The following is a 21,851-nucleotide window of genomic DNA, read 5'->3' on the forward strand; positions in this document are numbered from 1 at the left end:
GTAGTGTCAGCCAGCATCGTTTTGTTTGACAGAATGCGATCGCGAGCAAGCTCACTCCTACAGTCACGTTTTCAAGGAGACACCCAGAACCGCTTCACCCACATGCCATAACACCCTGCACAACAATAAATAAGCGGAGGAGTTTATGAAGAACGCTATAACGGCGAACGCCGGTGCACCTGACGCTAGCGCCGCCAAGAGCAAGACCAAAGCCTATCGACTTGCCGGTGCGGCGAGCATGGCGGGCACGACTATCGAGTGGTACGACTTTTTCCTCTACGGCACGGCTGCCGCACTGATCTTCAACAAAATCTTCTTTCCTGCGCTAGACCCGATCATCGGTGTACTGGCGGCGTTCGCCACTTACGCGGTGGGCTTTCTGGGGCGGCCGTTGGGCGGGATCGTGTTCGGGCACTTTGGCGACAAAATCGGTCGCAAATCCATGCTGCTGTTTACCCTCATGCTGATGGGGATTCCCACCATCATCATCGGCCTGATTCCCACTTATCAGCAGATCGGCTACTGGGCCGCCGTGATTCTGGTGGCGATGCGTTTTCTCCAAGGCATGGCGGTGGGCGGCGAGTGGGGCGGCGCGGTGTTGATGGCCGTCGAGCATGCGCCTGAAGGCAAGAAAGGTTTCTACGGCAGCCTGCCGCAAACCGGTGTCGGTGCAGGGTTGGTGCTGGCCTCGCTGGCAATGGCCATGGTCGCGAAATTGCCGGAAGCCGACATGCTCAGTTGGGGTTGGCGCATTCCGTTTCTGGCCAGCGTGGTGTTACTTGGCGTGGGCTGGCTGATTCGCCTGAAAGTCCCGGAGTCGCCTGATTTCGAGAAGCTTAAAAAAGAGAACATCGCGGTCAAGGTGCCGCTGTTCAAAGTCTTCCGCGACCACCCACGGGAAACCTTGACCATCATCGGCGCGCGCACTGCTGAAAACGCATGGTTTTACATGTCGGTGACCTTCGCCCTGGCCTATGCCGCCAACCAATTGCAGATCCCTCGCGCCGATGTGCTGGGTGCGATCACGGCGGGCGCGGCGCTGTCGCTGGTGACGATGCCGCTGTGTGGACACATCTCGGATCGCGTGGGCCAGAAGCGTCTGTACTTCATCGGGCTGTTGCTGCTTTGCGCCTTCGTCTACCCGTTCTTCGCCATGCTCGGCACCCGCGATCCAGTGTTGGTCTGGTGGGCGATGGTGTTGGCGGTGGGCGTGGTGTTTCCCATTTTGTACGCCCCGGAATCACTGCTGTTTGCCCGGCAATTCCCCGCTGAAATCCGCTACAGCGGCATCTCGGTGGCCGTGCAATTGGCCGGTGTATTGGGCGGTGGTTTCGCACCGATGATCGCCACACAGCTGCTGGCCATGGGTGATGGCAACCCGCACTACGTGATCGTTTACCTGGTGGGCATGGCGCTGGTGGCGCTGGTCTGTACCGCATTGATGAAACGCGATCCGTCGCGTCTTGAACGGAGAACCCCGCAATGAACGTGTCCCTCAACAAAAACAACACCACCGTCGCTCACGTGAAACTGCTGATCGACGGCGAATGGGTCGACTCGCAAACCACAGAATGGCTGGACGTGGTCAACCCCGCCACGCAAGAGGTGCTGGCCAAGGTGCCGTTCGCCACGAGCGCTGAAGTCGATGCCGCTGTGGCGGCTGCGCAGAAAGCTTTCAAAACCTGGCGCGATACGCCCATCGGCGCCCGCATGCGCATCATGCTCAAGTTGCAGGCGTTGATTCGCGAACACTCAAAACGCATTGCTGCGGTGCTCAGCGCCGAGCAGGGCAAGACCCTGGCTGACGCCGAGGGCGATATCTTTCGCGGGCTGGAAGTGGTCGAACACGCCTGTTCCATTGGCACCCTGCAAATGGGCGAGTTTGCCGAGAACGTGGCAGGCGGCGTCGACACCTACACGCTGCGCCAGCCTATCGGCGTCTGCGCGGGCATCACGCCGTTCAACTTCCCGGCGATGATTCCGTTGTGGATGTTCCCGATGGCCATCGCCTGCGGCAACACCTTCGTGTTGAAACCGTCCGAGCAAGATCCGATGTCCACCATGCTGCTGGTCGAGCTGGCGGTCGAAGCCGGGGTGCCAAAAGGCGTGCTCAACGTCGTCCATGGCGGCAAGGACGTGGTTGACGCGATCTGCACCCACAAGGACATCAAGGCCGTTTCGTTCGTTGGCTCGACAGCGGTCGGCACCCACGTCTATGACCTGGCGGGCAAGCACGGCAAGCGCGTGCAATCGATGATGGGCGCCAAGAACCACGCTGTTGTGCTACCGGACGCCAATCGTGAACAGACGCTCAACGCCTTGGTCGGCGCCGGTTTCGGCGCGGCAGGGCAGCGCTGCATGGCGACCTCGGTGGTGGTGCTGGTCGGAGCATCGAAACAGTGGATTCCTGACCTCAAGGCGCTGGCGCAGAAGCTCAAGGTCAACGCCGGGAGCGAGCCGGGGACCGATGTCGGGCCGGTGATTTCCAAGCGCGCCAAACAGCGGATTCTTGACCTGATCGAAAGCGGCGTGAAGGAAGGCGCCAAGCTGGAACTGGACGGGCGCGGCATCAAAGTGACCGGTTACGAGGACGGCAACTTTGTTGGCCCGACCCTGTTCACTGGCGTGACCACGCAGATGCAGATCTACACCCAGGAAATCTTCGGCCCGGTGCTGGCCGTGATCGAGGTCGACACGCTGGATCAAGCCATCGAACTGGTCAACGCCAACCCGTTCGGCAATGGCGTCGGGTTGTTCACGCAAAGTGGTGCAGCAGCGCGCAAATTCCAGAATGAAATCGACATTGGCCAGGTGGGCATCAACATCCCGATTCCGGTGCCGGTGCCGTTTTTCAGCTTCACCGGTTCGCGGGGTTCCAAGCTCGGTGATCTGGGGCCATACGGCAAACAGGTGGTGCAGTTCTACACTCAGACCAAGACCGTCACCAGCCGTTGGTTCGACGACGACAGCGTGAATGACGGGGTGAATACGACGATTAATTTGCGTTAAGGCAATAACGCGCAATTAACGCACCCCTTGTAGGAGCGCGCTTGAATCTGAAAAGGAGAACACCATGAAAATCGCATTCATCGGTCTGGGCAACATGGGGGCGCCGATGGCGCGTAACCTCATCCGGGCCGGGCATCAACTGTACCTGTTCGACCTCAACAAGCAGGTGCTGGCAGAACTGTCCGAGTTGGGCAGTCGAATCAGTGAATCGCCCAAGCACGCGGCGCAAGGCGCGGAGTTGGTGATTACCATGCTGCCCGCAGCGGCCCATGTGAAAGCGGTCTACTTGAATGAAGACGGCGTGCTGGCCGGGATTTCCGCGGGTGTACCCGCCGTGGACTGCAGCACCATCGACCCGCAGACCATCCGCGACGTGGCGGCGGTTGCGGCCAAGCAAGGTGTGGTAGTGGGCGATGCGCCAGTGTCCGGTGGCACCGGCGGGGCGCAGGCCGGGACCTTGACCTTCATGGTCGGCGCCAGCCTTGAGCACTACACGGTGCTCAAGCCGATCCTCGCGCAGATGGGCCGCAACATCGTGCATTGCGGCGATGTTGGTACCGGGCAGATCGCCAAGATCTGCAACAACATGCTGTTGGGGATTTCCATGATCGGCGTGGCCGAGGCGATGGCGCTGGGCAACCGTTTGGGGATCGATACCGGCGTGCTGGCCAGCATTATCAACAGCTCGACTGGGCGTTGCTGGAGTTCGGAAATGTACAACCCCTGGCCAGGGATCGTCGAAACTGCCCCGGCTTCGCGCGGGTACACCGGAGGGTTTGGTGCAGAATTGATGCTCAAGGACCTGGGGCTGGCGACCGACGCGGCTAAGGCGGCGAAGCAGCCTGTGATTCTGGGGGCGTTGGCCCATCAGTTGTATCAGGCGATGAGTTTGCGCGGGGATGGCGGGAAGGATTTTTCGGCGGTGATCGAGGGGTATTTGAAGAAGTAGCTGGCCTGGCGCAATGATCAAATTGTGGGAGCCGGCTTGCTGGCGAAAGCGGTAGATCAGTCCCCTCTGCATTGGCTGATCGACCGTTTTCGCCAGCAAGCCGGCTCCCACAGGTTCGAGCGTCGCACAAAAGTCCTAGATCCGGTGCGACCATTGTGGGAGCCGCCTTGGTGGCGAAGGCGGTTGACCAGGCAACATAGAATCTCTCACAGATCGTGCAAGCCAGAAAATTTGCGTTAAAACTGGCAACGTGTGGATATCACCCCGCCAACAACCCATTCAACTCACCCTTGCGCTCCAGCAACGCCATGTCGTCAAACCCGCCGACATGGTGCTCGCCAATGAAAATCTGCGGCACGGTCCTGCGGCCGCTGCGCTCCATCATGATGGTGCGATGTTCCATGGAGGTCTGGACGTTGATTTCGTTGTAGCTCACGCCTTTGGCTTTGAGCAGGTTTTTGGCGGCCACGCAGTAGGGGCAGGTGTTGGTGGTGTAAATAGTGACTTCAGACATGGTCGATACGCTCCGGGGTGGCTGCTGACTGACAGCCTTGGGCAAGTGTTGGAACGGCTCCACGGCGCGCAGAGCCATTCATGACGGTTCCCATACTATGCCGGTGCGCTTGCGTGTTGGCGTCTGAACGTCGCGTATATGCGGCAGATCGTCCAAATGCGCGTCAGAACAATTGCTGGCGAAGGCGCGGCTCGGGTTCCTCGCGACTGGCGTTGAGCACATCACAGCTCTCATTGATCGCGGTTTTGATCTTTTCCGACACCTGGGACAGGGTGAAGCGCGGGATACGTTCGTAGTTGGACAGGGTTCGCAACTCGATGCGTGGCAGGCTGGGCAGCAGCGGGCTGTCGATGATGGGGGTGGTTTTCGGAATCAGCGAGCGCTCGCTCAGGCCAATCCCCGCGCCTGCATTGATGGCGTTGAACACCGAGAAGTTGGAGTCGGAAGTGAAGCTCACTCGCGCCTCGATTCCGGCCATTCGCAAGGCATTCACCGAAATCTCGCGGCAAATGCAGCCTTCCGGGAAGTGCACCAGCGGCAGCGGCTGGCCCGGTTGCATCAGCGATTGGTCACCGATCCAGTGCAGTTCCTCGTAGCGAATATGCTCGGCGTTGGTTAAGTGCTGGCCTTCGGGCGTGGCGATGATCACCAGATCCAGGTTGCCGTGCTCGACGTCGGTGATCAGCAACTGCGAGGTCTTGCAGGTCACGTTCAGGTGAATCGTCGGCTCCAGCGTGTTCAGCGCGCGGATGATGTCGTGCAGGAAAAACAGCGAATAATCGTCCGGCAACCCCAGACGCAGTTCGTAGGAATTGACCTTGTCCTTGAGCCTGAACAGGTTGTCGTTCATGGTCAGGATTTTCTCGGCGGTCATCAGGACTTCTTCGCCAATGGGCGTCAGCCTGAAACCGTGGTCGCCGCGCACGAACAACTGCAAGTCGAGCAACTCTTCCAGCTTTTTGATTTGCATGCTGATGGCCGGTGGCGTCTTGCACAGGACGGCGGAAGACCGGGTGATGCTCCGGGTTTCGCTGACCGACTTGAATGTACGCCAGAGGTTGGTATCAACATCGAAAATTCGAGACATGCAGTTCTTTCCTGAAGTGGCTGATTTCGGCGGTTGAAATCAGTTCACTACCCGCGTTCATGTAGAAGTTATTGTGATCGCGCCAGTCTACGCCGAGCGTTTGGCCGTGTGGGTTCAGCGCGCCCATGGTGGGCTGAATGGTCGGTGATGTGCAAGTGCTAGCAAGATGGGAGGAAGGGCATTTGGTCGTCTTTCATCGCGTAAGAGGCGCGACGGGAATTAAGTGGCGGCAGGCCGAGCGCATCCGGCCTGCCGCGTCGGTTACAGCGCGTCAAAAAAAGCCAGCCGCGCCTGAATCATCAGAAACGCCGCATGGCGGGCCACTTCGAACAGCGTCGGGCTTTCGATGACCAGCCGCGACAGGATCGCCAGCATGGTGTCGGCATGCCCGTCGTCGCATTCGATGTGCAGGGTGAAGAACTTGAGCTGCTCCAGCTCGACGCCCTGTTTGACGAAACCGCTGACGATGTCGCTGTACACCGCAGGCACGATGGCTTCTGCACCCAGGCACAGGGCCGACAAGCCGTATACGCCCTCCGGCTGTTTGCAGAAATTCATTATGGTGTTGATCAGGCGCTGAGTCGCCGGTTGCGTGGGTTGCGAGTCCAGATGCAGGTCAAAGCTGCGCAGCATGTCGCGATAGATTTCGGAATGCGGAGGCTCGGTCACTTCACCAAAGCCCAGCTCTTCGAACAGGTTGTCGAAGACCTCCAGCACGTCGTCGTTGGATTCCAGGTTGACCATCAACTGGCAGATGTAACGGGTGAAGTAGCGGCTGTACTTGCCCTGTTGCACCAGAAAACCTTTGAGGCGATCCAGTGAAATCTCGCCATTGCGGCACCCGGTCAGAAACGGGTGACGGGAGATTTGCCTGATCATTTCTTCTTTCAGACTGGCCAGCTCTTGAAGGATGAAATCGCCGTCGTTGGGGCGGGTGTGTAGCGCGTCGAAGCCGTGAGTCATGGTGTTCATCAGGCGATCCCTTGCAGAGCGTCGGTCGGTGTGGCGTTGATGGAGAGGGTTCTGAAACAGGCGCGTTCAAGTTGTTCCAGGCCCTGTTGCAGTGTTGGTGTGTCGATGGTCAGCGGCGGCATCAGTTTCAGGACTTCGCTTTGCGGGCCACAAGTTTCTACCAGCAGCCCCTGTTCGAGACAGGCACTGACGAGCGTCCCGGCAATGCTCGCATCGTCAAAACGCAGCCCCAGAAACATGCCGCGTCCCAGGACGCGAGCGACGCCGGGAGAGAGGCGGGCGATGATCTGCTCGAGGCGTATGCGCATCAGGGCCGCGTTCGTGGCGATGGCGTCTTGAAGCTGCGTGTTTTGCCAGTAATCCAGTGCGGCACAGGCGGTGACGAAGGCCGGGTTGTTGCCGCGAAAAGTACCGTTGTGCTCGCCCGGCTCCCACAGGTCATGTTCGGGTTTGATCAACACCAGTGACATCGGCAGGCCGTAGCCGCTGATGGATTTCGACAGGCAGATGATGTCCGGCGAAATCCCGGCCGGTTCGAAGCTGAAGAAGGTGCCGGTACGCCCGCAGCCTGCCTGAATGTCATCGACGATGAGCAAGGCGCCGAGGTCTTTGCACAGTTGCTCGATGCGTTTCAGCCAGCCCAGTCGTGCGCAGTTCAGGCCGCCTTCGCCTTGCACCGTTTCCAGAATGATCGCGGCCGGTGCTTCGTAGCCGCTGCCTGCGGTCTGGTAGAGCGAGGTGATGATGTCGGCGCTGTCGATGTCCGGGCCGAAAAAGCCGTCGTAGGGCAAGCGCACGACGTTGGACAGCTCGACCCCCGCTGCACCTCGTTTGTCGGCGTTGGCGGTCGCGGCCAGTGCGCCGAGGGACACACCATGAAAGCCATGGGTGAAGGCGGCCACGGTCGAGCGCCCGGTGACTTTGCGCGCCAGCTTCAACGCGGCTTCTACGGCGTTGGTGCCGGTGGGGCCGGTGAATTGCAATTTGTAGTGCATGTTTCGTGGGGTGAGGATCACCTGCTCGAAACGCTCGATGAAGCGTGATTTGGCGTCGCTGTGAAAGTCCAGCGTGGTGGTCACGCCGTCCTGTTCGATGTACGCCAACAGATGTTTTTTCAGGTACGGATTGTTGTGGCCATAGTTCAGTGAGCCTGCACCGGCGAAGAAATCGATGTAGCGCAGGCCGTCGATGTCGGTGAGGGTGGCGCCGGATGCCGTGGCAAAGACCACGTCGCATTCCCTGCAATACGAGCGCACGTTGGATTCGAGGTGATAAATGGAGGTCGGGCTGTGCTTGAGAAGGGGAGCGTTCATAGGGTCCGTCCTGCGCGGCATCAGCCGGCGTTGCGCATCATGATGTAGTTGCCGAGTCCACTGTCCTGGCCATAAAAGATCGACAGCATGTCTTTGATGTCCAGGTGCAGCACCGTGCATTCCGAGGCTTCGTTGAGCTCATCGCGAAAGCGGATGTTCAGGTCGCGAAAGCCCATCTGGGTCAGGGCCTTGATCGGGGTGGTGCGGGTCTCGACAAAACAGTTGGCCAGCACGTTGTAGTTCTTCTCTTTCAGGCAGTGATGCAACGCGGCCTTGACCAGTGCGGCGAACACGCCGTGGGGGTAGGCGGCGAATTTCTGGTCGCGGTAACGGGCCGGGACCATCAGCCGTGCGCACTCCACCAGCTTGCCTTGGGCGGCCTGGCGCAACGCCGTGATGTCGATGAAGTTCTCCACCGGCAGGCCCTGATCGCTGTCGATGACCATGCGCATCACGCCCACCGGTTCGCCTTCGCTGTCGGTGGCCAGCAGGTACACCGACGAGGCGTGGTAGCGATCGTTGCGCGGGTCGGTGTGCTGCGCGTCGAGCCAGCCGAGTTCTTCTTTGTAAACTTCTTCCCAGACGCTGCGGACCTTGGCCAGATCCGCTTCGCTGTGGGCGATGCTGACTGGGTTGATGCGCCGAGCGGGCACCGGAAAATCAAGCGGGAGCGTTGAGGTTGTCATGCTGTTGACTCCAGAAATGATGGGTGTAGGAGATGAGAGCGAGGGCAGACATCATGGCGAGCGCGCTGGCGATGCCCACCGAGGTGGCCGTCTGGTATTCGAGCAGCGTGCCGAGCAGCAACGAACCGAGCGGGTTGCCGCCCATGAAAAACAGCATCAGCAGCGCCAGCACTTGGGCTTTGTTGTGTGCGGGGGCGTTTTCCTGAATCAGCGTCTGGCCCATGCTCAGCGCGATGCCACCCAGAAAGCCCCAGGCGAACAGTAGCGAGAGCAACAGCCAGTGGCTGAACACGAAGGGCATGAGCGCCAGCCACAGCGAGGCCAGCAGGCAGCTCACGATCAAGGTGCGTTGCTTGTGGCGCACGCCTCCTGTGACCACCAGCGTCACGACTGCGGCGATCAGCCCGACCATGAACACGATGTTCGCGGTGGCCAGCAGCGAGGCGTCGTAGCCCGGTAATTGCGACAGGTGCAACGGCATGACCACGAAATACGATCCGAGGAAAAACACCCCGATCAGCCCGTTGATCAGCAGCACCGGAAACACCACCGGATGCCGCATCGAGAAGCGCCAGGCCTCGCGGATTTCAGCCAACAGATTTGAATGCGGCTTGGCGGGTGTGGTGCTCGAAATCCGTGACACGCCGAACGAAGCCGAGAAGAACAGCAGCGCCAGCAAGGCGAACATCAGCCCGATCCCAAGCCATGACACCAGCCCGCCAAGGGCATAACCGATGACCTGAATGCCGAACTCGATGCCGATGTTGAGCGTGACGAACTTCTGCAATTGCCGTTGCCCGAGCACGTTCAACCAGGCCTCCCGCGCCGGGGCGCAAAAGGCCGAGAGCACGCCGAACAGCAGCGAGTAAATCAGCACCATCAGATAGCTCAGCGAGCCGTGCGCAACCCAACCGGCAAATAGCAACGCAGCCAATCCGGCGAGCAGGTAAATGCCCGCCAGCCAGCGGCGCAGCGGTTGCCGATCCGCCAGATAGCCGCCGTACATCACCAGCAACAGCACCGGCAGCATCAGGCACATCTGCGCGACGCCGAATTGAAACGGCGAGGCGTGGAGCACGCTGATCAGCACCCATGGCAGAAAGATGCTGTGAACGCCGACCGCGATGAACCACAGGCCCGAACCGCTGAGGAACAGGGTGATGTCGCGGGTTTCGTTCGGAGGGATAGGGTTGTTCAAGGCACAAACCTCGGTTCGGCCCCCGCACGCGAGGGCCGTGGTGCGTCAGGCGACGTTGAAGTGTTTTTGGTGTTCGTCCGGGTTGGCCCACTGGCCATCGAACTCGAAGATGCCGTTGTCGAAGGTCGAGCCGTCGAACCAGTAATACTTGGGCATCGCGGGTAGCGGCGTGCTGTAGGGCGCGCCTTCCAGGTCGCAGAGCATCAGGGTCGAGCGGCACAGGATCAGGTAATGGGACGCTGTCGGTGCGATTGACAGAATCGGCACGTTGCCGGTGTCCTGCATCCAGCCGTAGATGTCCGGAATGCTCGGAAAGCGCGGCTGATAGGACGCTTGCAGCTTCACCAGCTTGTCCACCAACTCGGGCGTCATCTGCACGTCCTCGGGGATGCCATAGAAGTCCTCCAGGGTCAGCCCGTCCTTTTCGAACTTGTAGATGTTGGCGCCCCAACCGACCACGGACGAGGCCAGCATGCCTTTGCACTTCTCCGATTTTCGGTAGGCGCGGTGCAGGGCGTAGCGCTCGCCGATGCTGTAGAAATCCATCTGATCCAGCACCAGATCGCAGCCCTCGACGAAGGCTTCGGCGGTGTGTTTCTGGATGCCTTCGGGATACACCTCGATGGTCACGTCACCGGCCAGCTTGTGCACTTCTTCGGCCACCACCAGCGCCTTGTTGCGGCCCACGGTGGCCAGCGATGCGCCGAACTGACGGTTGATGTTGCTGATCTCGAACGAGTCCGGGTCGGCGATCTTGATGTGTCTTACACCGAGGCGTGCCAGACCCAGCGCGACCGCGCCGCCGATGCCACCCGCCCCCGCCACGCCAACCACGGCGTTGGACAGCTTGGCCTGATTGGCCACTTGTTCGAGTGGCGTGTTCCCCAGAAAACAACCGCTGCGCGAAACCCGTTCCTGGTACACCTGTTCGTTGAGGACGCCTTGCAGGGTGACGATGCGTGCTTTCTTCAGCATGGTGTTGCTCCTTTTTTCAGTTGAGTTTCAGTTGCGGCCGCCGCAGAAATTGCAGGTCAGTGCCAGTGGGGTATAAGGGCCGTCGAGAAACAGTTGAACTTCGCGATACAGTTCAAAGCGCTTCCTTTCAAACAGCATGGCGTGGGTGCCTTTATCAATTAATACCGAGCGTTTGCTGGGGGCGTTGGTTAAGTGGCTATATAACCAGTCGGTGTCATTGCGCGTGGTTAAAACATGGTCGTAATCGCCACGGGTAATTAATACCGGTATGGTGATTTTGGCCGGGTCCCAATAAATACCGTGCCAGGCGTCATAAATATCCTGTGCAAATCCGCCCGGTACTTTGATCGTGCCTTGTTGAGTGCCGCGTTCTGATAATGAGTCTTTTGGCCAATGGGCAATGAAGTCGTTTTCCAGTTGCACAGCGGTGCCCTGCGGGCGGTCATCGGTGAGCATCGCCAGGCGCTTGTCCATGGGGATTTCGTAGAAGTTCAGGCTGGGGCGCTCGGCGCTGCCGAACAGGCCCTTGATGATCGCCGGATCAATGTCGTCGCGGCGCACAATGGGCGAGTTGAACACCACCTTGTCCAGCTTTTCAGGGTGTGCCGTCGCGTAGTAGCCCGCAGGAATGGCGCCTCGTGAGGTGGCGATGAGGGTCAGCTTCGTCGCGCCGCTTTGTTTGAGGATGTAGTCGACGGCAGCGTCCAGCACTGGCACCAGGCTTTTGGCAGTGCCGACGGGGTCGGCGGTGGTGTGGGCGTCGGCCTTGCGCATTTCCGGGTAATCGTCGGAACGGCCATAACCGGGCAAGTCGATGACCCAGGCATCGCGGCCGGAGTTGGCGACATCTCGTGACCATGAATATCCATCAATCGGATAACCCGCCGATAACTTACCGGAAATGGTCGCGCCATGAATAAACAACACCACTTGCGATTCTTTAAGTGTTGAGCGTTGTGGGCCATTGGCGGGGTCATGCCATAGTGCGACGTTAATGGCCGTGTCAGGCAGTTTGAACGTGCTGAGTATTGAAGTGTCTGTGAGGGCTGAAGTTGAACTTTTGTTGGGCTCAACTTGTGTAGCCAGTGCCGTTGTGCAGGCGATCGAAAGCAATAAAGCGGTTACGGTCCGTTTCATGAAAGTGCGTCCAGGGCGTTAGGTGGGGCAAGACTTTCATGATCGTTCCGTGCTGTCTTTTCATGATTTTTGAAATCGATTCAATTTTTTTGAATGGGGTCCGGGCGCAAGGCCCTTTAGTCTTGCGCTCAGGGAGGACGCCATTCATGAATGCAAGCAAGCGTTTCAACGACCTGCACCGCCCCGGCAGCCCCATGTTCGTGATGCCGAACGCGTGGGACGAGGGCAGTGCGCGGCTGATTGAACAACTGGAGTACCCGAGCCTGGGCACCACCAGCGCAGGTATCGCTTACGCGCACGGGTACAGTGATTCATCGGTAACGATGGACAACCAACTCAGGTTCGAAGCCATCGACCGCATCGTGCGGGCGGTGCGCATTCCGGTGAGTGCAGACCTGGAAAACGGCCTGGCGAAAAGCAGCGAAGGGGTGGAGAACAACTTCCGGCAGATTTCCGACATGGGCTGTGGCGGTGCGTCCATCGAAGACATCGCCGACTACAGCGCTGCGTCAGGACCGGTATTTTTTGACGTGGAGCGGGCGCGAGAGCGGGTGGTGGCGGCCTGCGAAGCGGTGCGTACACGCAATCCGCACTTCGTGGTGACGGCGCGCACCGATTATTTGCTCGGGCCGCATGAATATTCGTTGAGTGAAGTCATCAAGCGCCTTACCGCCTTTGAGGCCGCAGGCGCCGATTGCCTGTTCGCGCCGGGGTTGCGCAGCATGGAGGATCTGCTGACGGTTCAGAATGAGCTGAGCAAACCCATCAACGTGCTACCCGCCAAACGCATGACCCTCGACCGGTTGCGCACGGCCGGGGTTCAGCGGGTGAGTCTGGGCAGTTCGTTGTTCCGCGCAGCTTACAAGCAGATCGCGATGGTGCTGGCAGAGCTGGATCAGGTCACCGGCATGGATTACATGCAACGTGCGCTGCCGCCAGGGCATCTGGAAAAGATCATGCGCTGAAGGCAATCGCTTTCGCCAGCAAACCGGCTCCCACAGGTTCATCGTCTACCACAAGATTCGGAGTCGGCACGGCTCTTGTGGGAGCCGCCTTGGTGGCGAAGACCATAGGCCAGTCAACATCGTCAGCAAGTTGGATACAGAGCATTTGCACCCAGCCATAGAATCTCCCACAGCCTAAGCGCCTGCCCTTCATACACAAGTCGTTCAAACACCGCCGGACGTTTTGTGTATGAAGAGCAAGAGCAACGGCGTTTTTCAGAACGGCTTGTACGGCAGGAACTTGCCGTCCAGCGTGATCACCGCGCGAGAACCGCCTTCCGGGTCTTCCACTTTCTTGATGTCCATCTTGAAGTTGATGGCGCTGATGATGCCGTCGCCGAACTGCTCATGAACAAGCGCTTTGAGGGTGGTGCCGTAGACCTGAATCATTTCGTAGAAACGGTAAATGGTCGGGTCGGTCGGCACGCCCCCGGCGATGCTGCCGCGCAGAGGGATGGATTGCAGTTGGCGGACATCATCGTCGTTGAGCTCCAGACGCTGACCGATGATCTGCGCGACGTTGGCAGGCAAGGGATGCTGTCCCAACAGTGCGGCCGTGACGTACGTCAGGCTCAGGCCGGTGCCTTCGGCCAATTGCTCGAACGAGAGGCCTTTCTGCGACTTGATGTCGATGATTTTGGCGGTCAGGGCCAGGCTTGGGTCTTGATAGGCGTTGGACTGTTGCATGGTGTCTTTCCTCGGGGGTAGGGATCAAATTCAGGCAGCGTCGCGGTTGCGCCGGGCCTGTAGAGCGTAGGTGTGGGGGTGGTCGGCCAGCGACACGAAGCGACGAGCTGCGCCATCGAGCGCTTCGACCGAGCCGGTTTCGATGTCGTAGACCCAGCCATGCAGATTCAGACGGCCCTGTTCCAGCGCCAACCGGACGCTGGGGGGTGTCTGGAGATTGGCCAGTTGCGCGATGACGAACAGCTCGCCCGGCTCTTGCTGAGTCAACAATTCCGGGACCACGCGGCTGTCCGAGCAGGTGATGAACAACGTCGCCGGGCTTTGTGCGCTGGCCAGGGTTTTGAACAGTTCGGCCCTTTTGGGAAAGGCTTCACTCTGAAATTTGAGCAGACCGTCGATGAGCGCTTTCATGCAGAAAAACCTGATGAGCAGTGGCTGTGGCGTCGATACTGATCCGGCTTGGCTATAGCGTCCAAGACCGATCTACAATAGTTTCTATAAGCCCTGCCTATAGAGTTTCGCCATGCTTCTGCGCCATTTGAAATACTTGCTGGTCGTGGCCGATCACGGCAATTTCAGCCGTGCTGCGCAGGCGTTGCACGTTTCGCAGCCGACGCTTTCGCAGCAGATCCGGCAACTGGAGGACAGCCTGGGGGCAGAGCTGCTCGACCGGTCGGCGCGTCCGGTGCGTCCAACGGATGCGGGGGCGGTTTACATCGAATACGCACGTCAGGTGATGCGCGACCTGGAGGCGGGCCAACGGGCGATTCATGACGTTAAGGACTTGTCGCGAGGCGCGTTGCGGTTGGCGATGACGCCGACCTTCATGGCCTATCTCGCAGGGCCGCTGATTCGGGATTTCAGCCATCGGCATCCGGCGATTCGATTGAGCGTGTTCGAGCTGTCGCTGGATGAGATCGAATCACGGCTGGCGGACGACAGCCTCGATCTGGCCATCGCGTTCACCGATGTGCGCCACCCGGACATCGACTGCGTGTCTTTATTCGTGGAGCAGCTCAGCGTAATGGTGGGCGCGTCGCATCCCCTGTTCGGTCGAGCGGATCCGTTATCCGCCGATGAACTGGCAACGCTGCCCTTGGTGTTGTTGACCAAGGACTTTGTGACGCGCACCTGCATCGACGATTATTGCCGCGCCCACGGCGTGACGCCGAGGGTGGACATGCAGGCCAATTCGGTCAGCGCGATTCTGGAGATTGTGCGGCACATGCCGATGGCGACGATACTCCCGCAAGACACTGCAGCTCAAATGCGCGGGGTTTTCGCAATTCCTTTCCAAGACGACGCTCCGCAACGCAGTGCGGCTCTTCTGCGCCGACGCAACGTCTGGCAGAGCGCTGCGTCGGTGGAATTCGAACGCATGTTGAAGCACTGGTGCGAAGCGCGAAATCAAGCCTGACTGCCGATCACGATCTTGCCGATCATCGGCGAGTGCAGGGCGCCGGGATACTCGAACCTACGACGATGCAAGTAACGACGATGCGAGTACTATGGGAGCCGGTTCATTCGCTCCCATAGGTAGATCAGGTATCACCAATCCGCTAGAGCGGTTGGGATGTCAGCCGTCACGCAAACACAAAATACTTACGCACGGTCTCAACCACTTCCCAGGTGCCTTTCATGCCTGGCTCGATGATGAACTTGTCACCGGCCTTCAGGTGGATCGGCTCTTTACCTTCCGGGGTGATGATGCAGTAGCCTTCCTGGAAGTCGCAGTATTCCCACTTCACGTACTCGACATACCACTTGCCCGGTGTGCAGATCCAGGTGCCCATGATCTTTTCGCCATCGGCGCTGGTGTAGGCGTTGAGGTTGACGGTGTGTGGGTCGCCGCCGATGCGCTCCCATTTGCAGGCGTCAACGACGGGCAGTGGGGTGGTGTCGCGAAGAAGAATGATCGAGTCGCTCATGACAGCTCCAGAAGGGGTGGCGAAAGTTGCGCTCGCACACCTTAGGCGGCTCTGGAACGTGTCAGTTGTCTGTGCTCGACATCGGGGTGTCTGGAAGCGCAGTTTTTCCCCGTAAATGGCGCACCAATGAACGAGCATATTCCGGCAGGGCATCGAAATCCGTGGCGCACAACAGCAACTGGCGATCGGCCCAAGGATCGCTTAAAGGGAGCGCTTTCAGATTCGACGCGTGCTGAAAACGCTCGACCGCTGCCTGAGGCACGACGCCCAGTCCGGCCCCGCGCAACACCATGCGCAACACCCCGTCGAAGCTCTCGGCGCGCACGCGGGTCTTGATTCGTTGCCCCAGATGCAGCGCCTGTTCTTCGAGGTAAATCGCCATCGCGCTGTTCACCCCCAAACCCACGAACTCGTAGGAGAGGGCCTGGCTGAAACGCAACGAAGTATGGGCTGCCAGTGGATGGTCGAGCGGCATGATCAGGGTCAGCGGGTCGGCACAGAACGGCAGGGTGTGTAGGTCGCTGGCATCGACCGCGTTAGAGATGATCCCGATGTCAGCCGTGCCCTGACGCACGGCGTGCAGGATACGCAGGCTGGGGTGTTCTTCCAGATGGATGTCGATGTTCGGGTGCAGGGCGAGAAATTCAGCCAGCGTCTCGGGCAGGTACTCGCTCAACGCCGAGGTGTTGCACAGCAGGCGGATCTGGCCTTTGAAGCCTTGAGCGTAATCGGTGAGGTCGGCTTGCAGGCGCTCGACCTGTTGCAGAATCAACCGCGCGTGCTGCGCCAGCGCCTTGCCTGCGGCGGTCGGTGTGATGCCGCGTCGGCCACGTTCCAGCAACGTCACCGCAAGCGCAGATTCCAGCCCGCGAATCCGCGCGCTGGCCGAGGCCAGGGACAAGTGGCTGAGCGTAGCGCCTGCGGTGATGTTGCCCGCTTCAGTGACGTTGAGGAAAAGCTTGAGGTCGATCAGGTCGAAGTGCATGGCTGGCTCTACTTTAAGTACAGAGTGCACAGAAGGTTTTTTGTGAAAGCCGCCTTGATGGCGAAGGCGGTTGTTCAGTTATGAAGAGGTTGCCTGGCTGACCGCATTCGCCAGCAAGCCGGCTCCCACAAATTCAGCGTCGAACTGGAGATTTGGATTCGGCGCAATCTTTGTGGGAGCCGCCTTGGTGGCGAAAGCGGTTGACCAATCAACATAGAATCTCCCACAAAGAATGGAGTCCGCCGCAACGTAGACGGGGGCGTGGGCAATGGTTCTGTTATAGACGAAGGCTGGCTCAATATATCGCAGATTTAAAATCGCGCTGCACAGGCTCATGATCACCCCATGACGACCTTCTTCTCGCTGTACCAAAATCTCGGCTGGAGCCTGACAGCACTGGTGCTATTTGCCTTTTTACTGGCAGGCACGGTCAAGGGTGTGATCGGCATGGGCCTGCCCACGGTTGCGATGGGCTTGCTCGGTGTGGCTATGTTGCCAACACAGGCTGCGGCGCTGTTGTTGATTCCTTCGACCTTCACCAATCTCTGGCAACTGGCAGCCGGTGGACATTTGCGCAGCTCAATGCAGCGCTTGTGGCCCCTGCTGACAGCGATTGTCGTGGGCACGGGAATCGGCTCGTACGTGTTGGGCGTGGGCAGTGCTCACAGCATGGGGCGGGCGTTGGGCGGCGCGCTGTTCGTCTATGCGCTGTGCGGGTTGTTTTTACCGACGCTCAAGGTGCCACCTCGTGCCGAGGTCTGGTTGGGACCTTTGTGTGGCCTGATCACTGGTCTGGTCACCTCGGCCACCGGCGTTTTCGTGATTCCCGCAGTGCCCTACATTCAAGGGCTGGGTCTGGATCGCAATCAACTGGTTCAGGCCTTGGGGCTGTCGTTCACGGTGTCCACTCTGGCATTGGGCGCGGGCCTGTTCTGGAACAATGCGTTGGGCAGCGCCGAAATGAGTGCATCGCTGCTGGCTGTGGTTCCTGCTTTGTTGGGCATGATGATGGGGCAGTGGCTGCGTCAGCGCATCAGCGCGCTGACGTTCAAGCGCGTGTTTTTTATCGGCATGGCGCTGTTGGGGTTGCATTTGCTGATCGCTGGTTGAACATCGAAGGCAACAATGAACGGTTGATTCGTGACTTCAGGGCAAATGTATTTTGCATCGGCAGCGCTTATATCACCGCCGCTGAGTCGTTATCCTGCCGTCCATTCAAAATTCCAATCCTTCCATGACAGATGCCCCGCCTGGCCCACTTCGAGTCGGTCGACGCTTGGGCAATGACGAGGCTTTTCCATGAAAAAGATCCTGTTCTTGAACGGTGGTAAACAGTTCGCGCACTCCGATGGCCGCTACAACGCCACCCTGCATGACGCTGCCATCGCGTTCATGGACCGCGCCGGTTTTGACGTGAAACAAACGTTCATCGACGGCGGTTACGACGTCGCCGAAGAAGTGCAGAAATTCCTGTGGGCCGATGTGATCGTCTGGCAGATGCCAGGCTGGTGGATGGGCGCGCCGTGGACCGTGAAAAAGTACATCGACGAAGTCTTCACCGAAGGCTATGGCAGCCTGTACGCCAACGATGGTCGGACCCGTTCCGACAGCTCGCAGAAATATGGCAGCGGCGGTTTGCTGCACGGCAAGCAATACATGATTTCGGCCACTTGGAACGCTCCACAGCAGGCCTTCGACGACCCGACCGATTTCTTCGAAGCCAAGGGCGTGGACGCCGTTTACTTCCCGTTCCACAAAGCCAACCAGTTCCTGGGCATGACCGGCTTGCCGACTTTCCTGGCCGTTGACGTGATGAAAGTGCCAAACATCGAAAACGACGTGAAACGTTACGAGGCGCATCTGGCGTCGGTGTTTGGCGTTTGAAAAAAGCGCCCGCTCGGTAGTTGATGCCGAGCGGGCGTTCACGCGTTTCAGGCGGGATTTCTGACGCTTGGACGTTGCTGCACGTTGCTCTGCCAGGATTTCAGCGCGGTGCAATCTTCAGGGATTTCGATGCTGGCGAAGCCGGCAAAGACCAGCCCCGCGAACACGGTGATGTCTGCCATCGAGAACTGCTCGCCCGCCACGTAGGGCTGGCTGCGCAGGACCTGATCGAAATATTTCATCCCGGCCACCGCCTTGTCGCGCTGGCGATTGCCCCATTCGACGCGGCCTTCCCATTCCGGGCTTTTGTACGGCTGCAATCCGGCGCCCAATCCGGGAGTCGCGTGGTGGAAGTAAATCCCCACAGGATCAGCAAGTTCCGACTCGGCGCGTTTTTGCATCATGTGGACGACCGCCTTTTCCTTCGGCGTTTTGCCGGTCAGGGTCGGCTGGCCGTCAAGGTTGTCGAGGTACTCGGTAATCGCTGTGCATTCGGAAATGTAGGTGCCGTCGTCCAGTTGCAGCACCGGCACTGTGCCGGTCGGGTTGATCGCCAGAAACGGCGGTTGTTTGTGCTCGGCGGCGGGCAAGTCCACTTTGATGAACTCGACGTTCGACGCCAGCCCCTTCTCGGCGAGAACAATTCGAATGCGCAAAGGGTTGGGGAAACCAGGAATATCGAAAACTTTCATGCAAGCTCCATAGCTGTCTATCTATCGGTAGGTATAAACTGCGCCCAGATGATTTCGCCTGTCAACGTCTATCTATCGATAGGAAGGTAAATTTATGACGATGGATACTCGGGAAACGATCATGTCGGTCGCCCGAAAAATGGTGCAAACCCGCGGGTACAACGGGCTGAGCTTTCGTGAACTGGCCAAGGAAGTCGGGATCAAGAGCGCGAGCATTCACTACCATTTCCCGACCAAGGGCGACTTGGGCAGTGCGCTGGCCAAGCGTTACACCGAAGACGGGATGGCCTATCTTTCGGGTTTGCGCGCCGACTCGGACGATCTGAATCTGTGGATGAAGGGCTATACCGAGATTTTTCGCATGGCCTTGGTCAACGATAACCGCATGTGTTTGTGCGGCATCATGGCGGCCGAGTACGACGACCTCCCTCCTGAAGTGCGGGTTGAAGTAGACAACTTCACGGCCGTGAATGTGCGGTGGCTGAGCGACGTCCTGTCGATCTGCCGCCCGCAGTTGAGCGAAGAGGATCGAGAGCGTCAGGCATTGGCGATTTATGCGGCCGTGGAAGGGGCGCAACTGGTTGCGCGTGGCCGTAGCGACCTCTCGGTTTTCGACACCACGATCGACGCCTATCGAGCGGCCGGCCTGTTACCGTGATGCGGGTTGTGTTGGCTTGCGTCGAGGAACGGCGTGCATGGAACGGAGGACAACAGTGAAAGCCAGATCCGATGAGTTGCAGGTGTTCGTGTCCGTGATTGAAAGCGGCTCGATTTCCGCTGCTGCCGAACAGATGGGGCAGACGCCTTCAGCGATCAGTCGCACCTTGTCCCGGCTCGAAACCAAGCTCGACACCACGCTGATCAATCGCACCACGCGGCGTATGGATCTGACGGAAGAGGGCAAGTTCTTCCTCGAACGCGCCCGGCAGATTCTGGCGCAGATGGAAGACTTGGAAGAGCGCCTGTCGCTTCGCCAACAAACCCCTTCGGGTCGGTTGCGCATCAACGCGGCGTTCCCCTTCGTGCTGCATTCTATCGTGCCGTACGTGGCCGAGTTCCGGGCGCTTTACCCCGACATTCAACTGGAGCTGAACAGCAACGATGTCATCATCGACCTGCTGGAACAGAGCACTGATGTGGCGATCCGCATCGGCGCGCTGGCAGACTCGACCCTGCATGCGCGCTCGCTGGGCACCAGCCCGCTGAACATCCTCGCCAGTCCCGAATACTTGAAAAAGCACGGCACACCCAAGACCGTCGAAGACCTGAGCGGGCATGCGTTATTGGGGTTCACCCAGACCGAAACCCTGAACCACTGGCCATTGCGGCATGCGGATGGCGAGCAGTTTTTTATCCAGCCGAGGGTGGCCGCGTCCAGCGGCGAGACCCTGCGCCAACTGGCATTAGCGGGTGAAGGGATTGTTTGCCTGTCGCACTTCATGACCCATGAAGACATTCGCCAGGGGCGTTTGAACGTGATCCTGGCCGATGCCAACAACGGCTACCGTCAGCCGATTCATGCGGTGTACTACCGCAACTCGCAACTGGCGCTGCGGATTCAGTGCTTTCTGGATTTCATTCAGCAGAAGCTGGCGGTGTATGCCGCGTAGAGTCACCGCGAGCTCATCTGGCTGAACGCAAATCCCTGTGGGAGCGAGTTCATTCGCGAGAGGCCAATACATCCGATGCATATCTGTCGGCGGTCCTAACGCATCGCGAATGAATTCGCTCCCACAGGGGTATCGTCGACATCAGGATTGTTCGATTCAGCTTGCTTGAGCGCCGGAAAACTCCTCACGCAACATCTCCACAAACGCCTCCCGCGCCGGGTGGTGTTCGGCGTTTTCGTGCCAGTAGAACAGGTTGTCGACGGACGTCAGTTCCGGAAACTCATAACCGACCCAGCCCGATCCCTTGCGGTATTGCTCAAACACGCCCTTGGGCACCAGCGCGACGCCTGCCCCTGCACTGACACACCCGACAATCGTGCCGTAGCTGGCGATGCTGATGATCGGCTGTGTCTGGCCGTTGTTCAGCAGCCAGCGCTCCAGGGCGGCGCGATAGGGGCAGCCTTCAGGCCACATGAAAATGGATTTGCCAGTCAGGTCCGCCGCGCTGTGAATGGGCCCCAACGACTCGGCAGCGATCAGCACCAGATCTTCCCGGTACATCGACGTGCACTTGAGACGAGGGCGTTTGACGTCGATGGCGACAATCGCGCCGTCGAGTTTGTGGTTGAGCGTGGCATCGAGCAGTTGCGGGCCGGTGCCGGTCGTCAGTTCCAGCGACACCTCGGGATAGCGCGCATGAAAGCGCGCGAGCAGGCGAGGCAGGCGAGAGGTGGCTGAGGACTCGATGGCGCCAATGCGCAGCGGTCCCGAAGGCGAGGCATCGGGGTGCACTGCGCGCTTGGCCTCATCGGCGAGACTGAGCATGCGCCCTGCGTACGTCAGGAAGATTTCCCCGGCAGGGCTGATCTTCAAACCCCGACCATGGCGAAAGAACAATTCTGCGCCTAATTCGCTCTCGAGCGCCTTGATCCGCGCCGTGATGTTCGATGGCACGCAATGCAGCACCTCGGCGGCCCGGGCAATGCTGCCGGTGTCGGCAACGGTCTTGAACATGCGGATCTGGGCCAGTTCCATGCATCACCTAAAGTGAATGGTTGAGTCATTATTGTTCGGTTGTGGTGAGCATAGGTTGTTTCGATACTCGCTGTCATCGAGCAGGCGTCGGGTCTGCGGGCAGGAGTGCAAAGATGAGCGTCGCGAACGATTCGGCTGTTCTGGCGGGTGAGGTGGATCTGCCCAACATCCGTTGGCAGGGCGTGA

General features: G+C 59.3%; 24 protein-coding genes. 9 read left to right on the forward strand and 15 right to left on the reverse strand.

From position 1 onward, the window contains the following. Positions 1-145: 145 nt before the first annotated feature. The 3 genes from ACI5GA_RS21130 (at position 146) to mmsB (ending at position 3,958) form a co-directional block, all read left to right on the forward strand. On the forward strand, positions 146-1,486 hold the full coding sequence (locus ACI5GA_RS21130) for an MFS transporter (protein WP_404637049.1): 1,341 nt from the start codon (positions 146-148) through the stop codon (positions 1,484-1,486). Continuing rightward, positions 1,483-3,009 carry a CoA-acylating methylmalonate-semialdehyde dehydrogenase gene (locus tag ACI5GA_RS21135; RefSeq protein WP_421424169.1) on the forward strand — a complete coding sequence of 509 codons (1,527 nt, stop codon included), beginning with the start codon at positions 1,483-1,485 and terminating at the stop codon, positions 3,007-3,009. The genes ACI5GA_RS21130 and ACI5GA_RS21135 overlap by 4 nt, the downstream gene beginning before the upstream one ends. Before the next feature lie 64 nt (positions 3,010-3,073). Continuing rightward, a complete protein-coding gene (gene mmsB, locus ACI5GA_RS21140) occupies positions 3,074-3,958 on the forward strand; it encodes a 3-hydroxyisobutyrate dehydrogenase (protein WP_404637053.1) in 885 nt (294 codons plus the stop codon). A 259-nt stretch (positions 3,959-4,217) separates the two neighbouring features. Here mmsB and grxC read toward each other — a convergent pair whose 3' ends face one another. The 8 genes from grxC to ACI5GA_RS21180 all read right to left on the reverse strand — a co-directional run bounded on the left by grxC (position 4,218) and on the right by ACI5GA_RS21180 (position 11,816). After that, complete coding sequence (gene grxC / locus ACI5GA_RS21145; RefSeq protein WP_421424170.1) at positions 4,218-4,472, reverse strand: glutaredoxin 3; 255 nt, start codon at positions 4,470-4,472, stop codon at positions 4,218-4,220. A gap of 163 nt (positions 4,473-4,635) precedes the next feature. Next, entirely contained in the window at positions 4,636-5,559 is a 924-nt protein-coding gene (locus tag ACI5GA_RS21150) for a LysR family transcriptional regulator (RefSeq protein WP_421424171.1), read from the reverse strand. Positions 5,560-5,820: 261 nt separating this feature from the next. Further along, the gene (locus ACI5GA_RS21155) at positions 5,821-6,531 is read right to left on the reverse strand and encodes a TenA family transcriptional regulator (protein ID WP_421424172.1); all 711 of its coding nucleotides are present in this window, start codon (positions 6,529-6,531) and stop codon (positions 5,821-5,823) included. Then, positions 6,531-7,844, reverse strand: a complete 1,314-nt coding sequence (gene ectB, locus ACI5GA_RS21160; protein ID WP_421424173.1) for a diaminobutyrate--2-oxoglutarate transaminase — start codon at positions 7,842-7,844, stop codon at positions 6,531-6,533. Before ectB ends, ACI5GA_RS21155 begins: the two co-directional genes overlap by 1 nt. Before the next feature lie 20 nt (positions 7,845-7,864). Beyond that, the gene (locus ACI5GA_RS21165; protein ID WP_404637063.1) at positions 7,865-8,530 is read right to left on the reverse strand and encodes an N-acyl amino acid synthase FeeM domain-containing protein; all 666 of its coding nucleotides are present in this window, start codon (positions 8,528-8,530) and stop codon (positions 7,865-7,867) included. Next, positions 8,505-9,728 carry an MFS transporter gene (locus ACI5GA_RS21170; protein ID WP_404637065.1) on the reverse strand — a complete coding sequence of 408 codons (1,224 nt, stop codon included), beginning with the start codon at positions 9,726-9,728 and terminating at the stop codon, positions 8,505-8,507. The genes ACI5GA_RS21165 and ACI5GA_RS21170 overlap by 26 nt, the downstream gene beginning before the upstream one ends. Before the next feature lie 45 nt (positions 9,729-9,773). Further along, complete coding sequence (locus tag ACI5GA_RS21175) at positions 9,774-10,703, reverse strand: ThiF family adenylyltransferase (protein WP_404637067.1); 930 nt, start codon at positions 10,701-10,703, stop codon at positions 9,774-9,776. Positions 10,704-10,730: 27 nt separating this feature from the next. Continuing rightward, positions 10,731-11,816, reverse strand: a complete 1,086-nt coding sequence (locus ACI5GA_RS21180) for an alpha/beta hydrolase (RefSeq protein ID WP_421424174.1) — start codon at positions 11,814-11,816, stop codon at positions 10,731-10,733. 170 nt (positions 11,817-11,986) lie between these two features. On the opposite strand from ACI5GA_RS21180, the gene ACI5GA_RS21185 reads away from it, so the two are divergent. Further along, positions 11,987-12,805: an isocitrate lyase/PEP mutase family protein gene (locus ACI5GA_RS21185; RefSeq protein ID WP_404637071.1), complete on the forward strand. Its 819-nt coding sequence runs from the start codon at positions 11,987-11,989 to the stop codon at positions 12,803-12,805. Positions 12,806-13,060: 255 nt separating this feature from the next. On the opposite strand, the gene cynS is transcribed toward ACI5GA_RS21185, so the two are convergent. Continuing rightward, on the reverse strand, positions 13,061-13,531 hold the full coding sequence (cynS, locus tag ACI5GA_RS21190) for a cyanase (protein WP_404637073.1): 471 nt from the start codon (positions 13,529-13,531) through the stop codon (positions 13,061-13,063). Between the two features lie 30 nt (positions 13,532-13,561). Then, complete coding sequence (locus tag ACI5GA_RS21195; RefSeq protein WP_421424175.1) at positions 13,562-13,942, reverse strand: carbonic anhydrase; 381 nt, start codon at positions 13,940-13,942, stop codon at positions 13,562-13,564. Between the two features lie 112 nt (positions 13,943-14,054). Between ACI5GA_RS21195 and cynR the strand changes: the two genes are divergently transcribed. Further along, positions 14,055-14,948, forward strand: a complete 894-nt coding sequence (gene cynR / locus ACI5GA_RS21200) for a transcriptional regulator CynR (protein ID WP_421424176.1) — start codon at positions 14,055-14,057, stop codon at positions 14,946-14,948. 166 nt (positions 14,949-15,114) lie between these two features. Here cynR and ACI5GA_RS21205 read toward each other — a convergent pair whose 3' ends face one another. The 3 genes from ACI5GA_RS21205 to ACI5GA_RS21215 form a co-directional block, all read right to left on the reverse strand. Next, entirely contained in the window at positions 15,115-15,459 is a 345-nt protein-coding gene (locus tag ACI5GA_RS21205; RefSeq protein ID WP_404637079.1) for a cupin domain-containing protein, read from the reverse strand. A gap of 61 nt (positions 15,460-15,520) precedes the next feature. Then, entirely contained in the window at positions 15,521-16,444 is a 924-nt protein-coding gene (locus ACI5GA_RS21210) for a LysR substrate-binding domain-containing protein (protein WP_421424177.1), read from the reverse strand. A gap of 78 nt (positions 16,445-16,522) precedes the next feature. After that, positions 16,523-16,780 (reverse strand): hypothetical protein, encoded by a 258-nt coding sequence (locus ACI5GA_RS21215; protein WP_421424178.1) that lies wholly within the window; start codon positions 16,778-16,780, stop codon positions 16,523-16,525. A 9-nt stretch (positions 16,781-16,789) separates the two neighbouring features. Here ACI5GA_RS21215 and ACI5GA_RS21220 point away from each other — a divergent pair, with 9 nt between their 5' ends. Beyond that, positions 16,790-17,554 carry a sulfite exporter TauE/SafE family protein gene (locus ACI5GA_RS21220; protein ID WP_421424179.1) on the forward strand — a complete coding sequence of 255 codons (765 nt, stop codon included), beginning with the start codon at positions 16,790-16,792 and terminating at the stop codon, positions 17,552-17,554. Between the two features lie 189 nt (positions 17,555-17,743). Then, the gene (locus ACI5GA_RS21225; RefSeq protein WP_404637085.1) at positions 17,744-18,328 is read left to right on the forward strand and encodes an NAD(P)H-dependent oxidoreductase; all 585 of its coding nucleotides are present in this window, start codon (positions 17,744-17,746) and stop codon (positions 18,326-18,328) included. A gap of 47 nt (positions 18,329-18,375) precedes the next feature. Here ACI5GA_RS21225 and ACI5GA_RS21230 read toward each other — a convergent pair whose 3' ends face one another. Continuing rightward, positions 18,376-19,020: a glutathione S-transferase family protein gene (locus ACI5GA_RS21230; protein WP_404637087.1), complete on the reverse strand. Its 645-nt coding sequence runs from the start codon at positions 19,018-19,020 to the stop codon at positions 18,376-18,378. 121 nt (positions 19,021-19,141) lie between these two features. Between ACI5GA_RS21230 and ACI5GA_RS21235 the strand changes: the two genes are divergently transcribed. Further along, positions 19,142-19,678 (forward strand): TetR/AcrR family transcriptional regulator, encoded by a 537-nt coding sequence (locus tag ACI5GA_RS21235; protein ID WP_404637089.1) that lies wholly within the window; start codon positions 19,142-19,144, stop codon positions 19,676-19,678. A 55-nt stretch (positions 19,679-19,733) separates the two neighbouring features. After that, positions 19,734-20,630 carry a LysR substrate-binding domain-containing protein gene (locus ACI5GA_RS21240; RefSeq protein ID WP_404637091.1) on the forward strand — a complete coding sequence of 299 codons (897 nt, stop codon included), beginning with the start codon at positions 19,734-19,736 and terminating at the stop codon, positions 20,628-20,630. A 156-nt stretch (positions 20,631-20,786) separates the two neighbouring features. Here the strand turns inward: ACI5GA_RS21240 and ACI5GA_RS21245 are convergent, their stop codons facing one another. Further along, positions 20,787-21,665, reverse strand: a complete 879-nt coding sequence (locus tag ACI5GA_RS21245; RefSeq protein WP_421424180.1) for a LysR family transcriptional regulator — start codon at positions 21,663-21,665, stop codon at positions 20,787-20,789. Positions 21,666-21,851: the final 186 nt, after the last annotated feature.

Origin of the sequence: Pseudomonas sp. Pseu.R1 (assembly GCF_045764065.1) — a bacterium.
GTDB lineage: Bacteria > Pseudomonadota > Gammaproteobacteria > Pseudomonadales > Pseudomonadaceae > Aquipseudomonas.

Bases quoted from the DNA above. Each gene is read 5' to 3' on its own strand.
- ACI5GA_RS21130 (WP_404637049.1), top strand. From the start codon at position 146: ATGAAGAACGCTATAACGGCGAACGCCGGTGCACCTGACGCTAGCGCC.
- ACI5GA_RS21135 (WP_421424169.1), top strand. From the start codon at position 1,483: ATGAACGTGTCCCTCAACAAAAACAACACCACCGTCGCTCACGTGAAA.
- mmsB (WP_404637053.1), top strand. From the start codon at position 3,074: ATGAAAATCGCATTCATCGGTCTGGGCAACATGGGGGCGCCGATGGCG.
- grxC (WP_421424170.1), bottom strand. From the start codon at position 4,472: ATGTCTGAAGTCACTATTTACACCACCAACACCTGCCCCTACTGCGTG.
- ACI5GA_RS21150 (WP_421424171.1), bottom strand. From the start codon at position 5,559: ATGTCTCGAATTTTCGATGTTGATACCAACCTCTGGCGTACATTCAAG.
- ACI5GA_RS21155 (WP_421424172.1), bottom strand. From the start codon at position 6,531: ATGAACACCATGACTCACGGCTTCGACGCGCTACACACCCGCCCCAAC.
- ectB (WP_421424173.1), bottom strand. From the start codon at position 7,844: ATGAACGCTCCCCTTCTCAAGCACAGCCCGACCTCCATTTATCACCTC.
- ACI5GA_RS21165 (WP_404637063.1), bottom strand. From the start codon at position 8,530: ATGACAACCTCAACGCTCCCGCTTGATTTTCCGGTGCCCGCTCGGCGC.
- ACI5GA_RS21175 (WP_404637067.1), bottom strand. From the start codon at position 10,703: ATGCTGAAGAAAGCACGCATCGTCACCCTGCAAGGCGTCCTCAACGAA.
- ACI5GA_RS21185 (WP_404637071.1), top strand. From the start codon at position 11,987: ATGAATGCAAGCAAGCGTTTCAACGACCTGCACCGCCCCGGCAGCCCC.
- cynS (WP_404637073.1), bottom strand. From the start codon at position 13,531: ATGCAACAGTCCAACGCCTATCAAGACCCAAGCCTGGCCCTGACCGCC.
- ACI5GA_RS21195 (WP_421424175.1), bottom strand. From the start codon at position 13,942: ATGAAAGCGCTCATCGACGGTCTGCTCAAATTTCAGAGTGAAGCCTTT.
- cynR (WP_421424176.1), top strand. From the start codon at position 14,055: ATGCTTCTGCGCCATTTGAAATACTTGCTGGTCGTGGCCGATCACGGC.
- ACI5GA_RS21205 (WP_404637079.1), bottom strand. From the start codon at position 15,459: ATGAGCGACTCGATCATTCTTCTTCGCGACACCACCCCACTGCCCGTC.
- ACI5GA_RS21210 (WP_421424177.1), bottom strand. From the start codon at position 16,444: ATGCACTTCGACCTGATCGACCTCAAGCTTTTCCTCAACGTCACTGAA.
- ACI5GA_RS21215 (WP_421424178.1), bottom strand. From the start codon at position 16,780: ATGAGCCTGTGCAGCGCGATTTTAAATCTGCGATATATTGAGCCAGCC.
- ACI5GA_RS21220 (WP_421424179.1), top strand. From the start codon at position 16,790: ATGACGACCTTCTTCTCGCTGTACCAAAATCTCGGCTGGAGCCTGACA.
- ACI5GA_RS21225 (WP_404637085.1), top strand. From the start codon at position 17,744: ATGAAAAAGATCCTGTTCTTGAACGGTGGTAAACAGTTCGCGCACTCC.
- ACI5GA_RS21230 (WP_404637087.1), bottom strand. From the start codon at position 19,020: ATGAAAGTTTTCGATATTCCTGGTTTCCCCAACCCTTTGCGCATTCGA.
- ACI5GA_RS21235 (WP_404637089.1), top strand. From the start codon at position 19,142: ATGTCGGTCGCCCGAAAAATGGTGCAAACCCGCGGGTACAACGGGCTG.
- ACI5GA_RS21245 (WP_421424180.1), bottom strand. From the start codon at position 21,665: ATGGAACTGGCCCAGATCCGCATGTTCAAGACCGTTGCCGACACCGGC.